At 58.6% G+C, this 2,852-nt stretch carries 6 protein-coding genes; 1 reads left to right on the forward strand and 5 read right to left on the reverse strand.

The features are described from left to right. The 3 genes from AC1DZY_RS26470 to AC1DZY_RS26480 form a co-directional block, all read right to left on the reverse strand. Positions 1-281 (reverse strand): hypothetical protein (locus AC1DZY_RS26470; protein ID WP_476823140.1); only part of this gene is annotated, 281 nt, incomplete at its 3' end. Beyond that, on the reverse strand, positions 187-750 hold the full coding sequence (locus tag AC1DZY_RS26475) for an OmpA family protein (RefSeq protein ID WP_476823135.1): 564 nt from the start codon (positions 748-750) through the stop codon (positions 187-189). The genes AC1DZY_RS26475 and AC1DZY_RS26470, both read right to left, overlap by 95 nt. Then, entirely contained in the window at positions 747-1,016 is a 270-nt protein-coding gene (locus tag AC1DZY_RS26480; protein ID WP_476823136.1) for a hypothetical protein, read from the reverse strand. The genes AC1DZY_RS26475 and AC1DZY_RS26480 overlap by 4 nt, the downstream gene beginning before the upstream one ends. A gap of 199 nt (positions 1,017-1,215) precedes the next feature. Here AC1DZY_RS26480 and AC1DZY_RS26485 point away from each other — a divergent pair, with 199 nt between their 5' ends. Then, positions 1,216-1,986 carry a GAF domain-containing protein gene (locus tag AC1DZY_RS26485; protein WP_476823137.1) on the forward strand — a complete coding sequence of 257 codons (771 nt, stop codon included), beginning with the start codon at positions 1,216-1,218 and terminating at the stop codon, positions 1,984-1,986. 263 nt (positions 1,987-2,249) lie between these two features. On the opposite strand, the gene AC1DZY_RS26490 is transcribed toward AC1DZY_RS26485, so the two are convergent. Together AC1DZY_RS26490 and AC1DZY_RS26495 are read right to left on the reverse strand one after the other, a co-directional pair. Next, positions 2,250-2,561, reverse strand: a complete 312-nt coding sequence (locus AC1DZY_RS26490; RefSeq protein WP_476823138.1) for a hypothetical protein — start codon at positions 2,559-2,561, stop codon at positions 2,250-2,252. A gap of 93 nt (positions 2,562-2,654) precedes the next feature. After that, on the reverse strand, positions 2,655-2,852 hold a 198-nt coding region (locus AC1DZY_RS26495; protein WP_476823139.1), incomplete at its 5' end, for a transposase.

The following is a 2,852-nucleotide window of genomic DNA, read 5'->3' on the forward strand; positions in this document are numbered from 1 at the left end:
ACAATGTCGATATCGCTGTGGTTGTGGGGTGCARTTTTGGCCGGAATGCTGGCGTCAATCGCGTGGCTTTCGCGGGTCGTATAGGGCAGGAGCGTACAACACAGGAAATAGAGGCAATGGCATGTGAACGATGAAGTTGGCTCCCGTTCGTGTCGCGGCGTGACCCCGGCGCGCTTACAGCCACGATTACCGGATAATGATTTCGACAAAGCGGTTTTGCGGCTCTCTTTGGCCAGCGGAAGTTTGAACGAGGAGACCTTTTGTGCCACCACCTTCCACACGCACTATGGCTCTGCGCGAGACCCCCGCCTGGATCAACGATGCCCGAACAGCTTCAGCTCGGGCGCGCGACAGTTCTGCCGGCTGCGCTTCCGACCGATCGGCGTGACCGACTACCGAGATACGTGACGATGGTTTTACGTATGTCAGAGCTGCGGCGACGACCTCGTCTGCCTTAGGCGTCAGCGTCGAAATCCCCCAATCCAGGAACACAAGAACACGAGCCGGTTTCGCGGGCGCGGCCGACGCGGCTCGGCACTCGTATTCCTCGAAACAGGATGGGATCCCTGCCGCTCGTTGCTCAGGCCTTTGTACGCTGCACAAGGCCCCTTGGGAAATCCGTTTGTCTCCGGGAGCGCATCTGCATTGCGAAGGCACATCGCCGTTTTGTGTCGCGCACGTTTCAGCCTGGGCCGAAGCGATACCAACGAGCAGCATCGCCAGTGTTATCGTCGTGCGCATGGCTTTCATCGCTCCCACGGTTCATGATGTCTAATGTGTTGACGTAGCGTGGTCAAAGCAGGTGAACTTGCGTCACCGCCGAGAAATTGATCCGCGACGACGCCGGCAAAACCTTTGGCCTCAATGCGGGCTCGGGTATCGGTTCGCAACGGTGTGGGCTGGTCGCCTTTGACAATGACGTAAATCTGGCGCGGATCGATAAGCCGAGTTTTGATACGCGTCACTTCACCGACGACCAATCCATTGAATACGGCGGCAACGGGGCTGCCGGCCATGGTCGGCTCCAACTCGCAATTGCCGTCGATCGGGGAGAGAACTGCGACACGCTTTCGAGGAACGGGCCGTGTTTCTATCCCACAGCTCCTGCACGCGGAGGCCGAGAGGCTTGCTCGCATGCAGACCGGCGGTACCGTTCACTGAGCCCAGCAACCGGTCTTCGCCAAATCGTAACCGTTGAGTGGTTCGATTTGAGGCGTGAAACTGATCTTGCCAAGCCATCGTCCGGATGCCGCAGCAATGCGGGAGCAAGCGCGTCTCGACGCGCTCGCTTCATATGACATCATGGACACGCCCCAAGAGGAGACCTTCGATAGGCTCACCCGCTTGGCGAAAAGCATATTCAACGTTTCGATGTCGACAATCACCTTCCTCGACGGCCACCGGCAATGGTTTAAGTCGCGACAGGGCATCGGGGCGTGCGAGACAGACCGCGACCCGGCATTCTGCAACATCGCGATTCAGCTGCCAGACGCACTGATCGTGCCCGATGCGACGAGGGATGAGCGGTTTGTGAACAACCCGTTCGTACTGGGTGAACCGAACCTGCGGTTTTATGCCGGCATGCAACTCCGTTCGCCCGACGGCCAAGCTATCGGTACCTTCTGCACAATGGATACTAGTCCCCGCAGCTTCAGCGAGGCGGACAAGGCGAATTTGAACGACCTCGCCGGCATCACCACTGACTTTCTCGAATTGCGTCGGCAGGCGGCCTTGGCTGCCCCCGGTAGCCGCGCCGAAGGCGCGCGGCCGGTCATGAAAGCAGGGCGGCTCGTGTTCCACGGCGGCAAGACGGCGCTCCGCTGCACGGTTCGGTCGCTATCGCCGAAGGGGGCGGCGGTAAATGTGTTGTCGACAGACGGAATTCCGGAGCGCGTCGTGCTTTTAATGGATACCGATGCCACGTCGAGGCTTTGCCAGATTGCCAGCAAAGCTGAAACGCACCTGGAACTATCCTTCGAAAGCTAGACGCCCTGTCCGGGCTAGTCTGCGTGGATGAATTACCGCAAGCATCGGATTGAGGTTTCCCTCGTGGAATCCAGTGTAATTCATATATTTCAGGCTGATTTGGAGGTCGAAATCAATGTCGACGCGGACGGGCTACTTTGCGAGCGCGACGGCGTAGGCGTCGATCGCTTTTAATGCCGCTTCGACAGACGGGCTGACGCCGTGGGCTCGGAGGAGCGGTTGGAGACGACCATTTTCAAAAATGGGGCGAGCCAACCCCCAAATCAGTAAGCAGCGCCGATCCACATCAAGCTATTCCGGTTCAGCGTCTGCCCGGTCGCATCATCACGAATTGGCAATGGCTGCTCGACAGCGGAGATCTGGCGATTTTCGCCACGTCGCATACTGGCGGTTGAGGATGCCAAGCGCGCTTCCAGATGTGCCGGCCGACTGGGCGGCACGTGTGCCAGAACAATCTCAACTCCTGACTGGATTTCTGCCGGCGCGTCGCTTTCCGCTTGAGCAGCACTCGTGACAGCGGCGCTGAGAAATGCCCCGCAAGCAAGCAGCCGAGCAGTGGAACTGAACAAGGCCATTTTCAACTCCTCTGTGCACCTCACAAAATACGAATCGAAACCATCATCGCCGTGTCCTCGACTTCGTGCCAGTGATTTTAGAGCATCGGACGGTTAATCATACGCATATCCTGCGTGTTTGAAGAAGTTTCGGCATTCGGCTGGCGAGAAGAGTTCGCAGATGTTTCCGACGGCCCTCCAGAGGGCGTCGAAGGTTCGTGCCTGGGCGGCTCGCAGGTGCGCCTTGAGCTTGGCGAAGGCCATCTCGATCGGGTTGAGATCGGGGCTATAGGGCGGCAGGAAGAGGAACCA

The sequence above is a fragment of the Allobosea sp. P2_A10 genome (assembly GCF_056405115.1).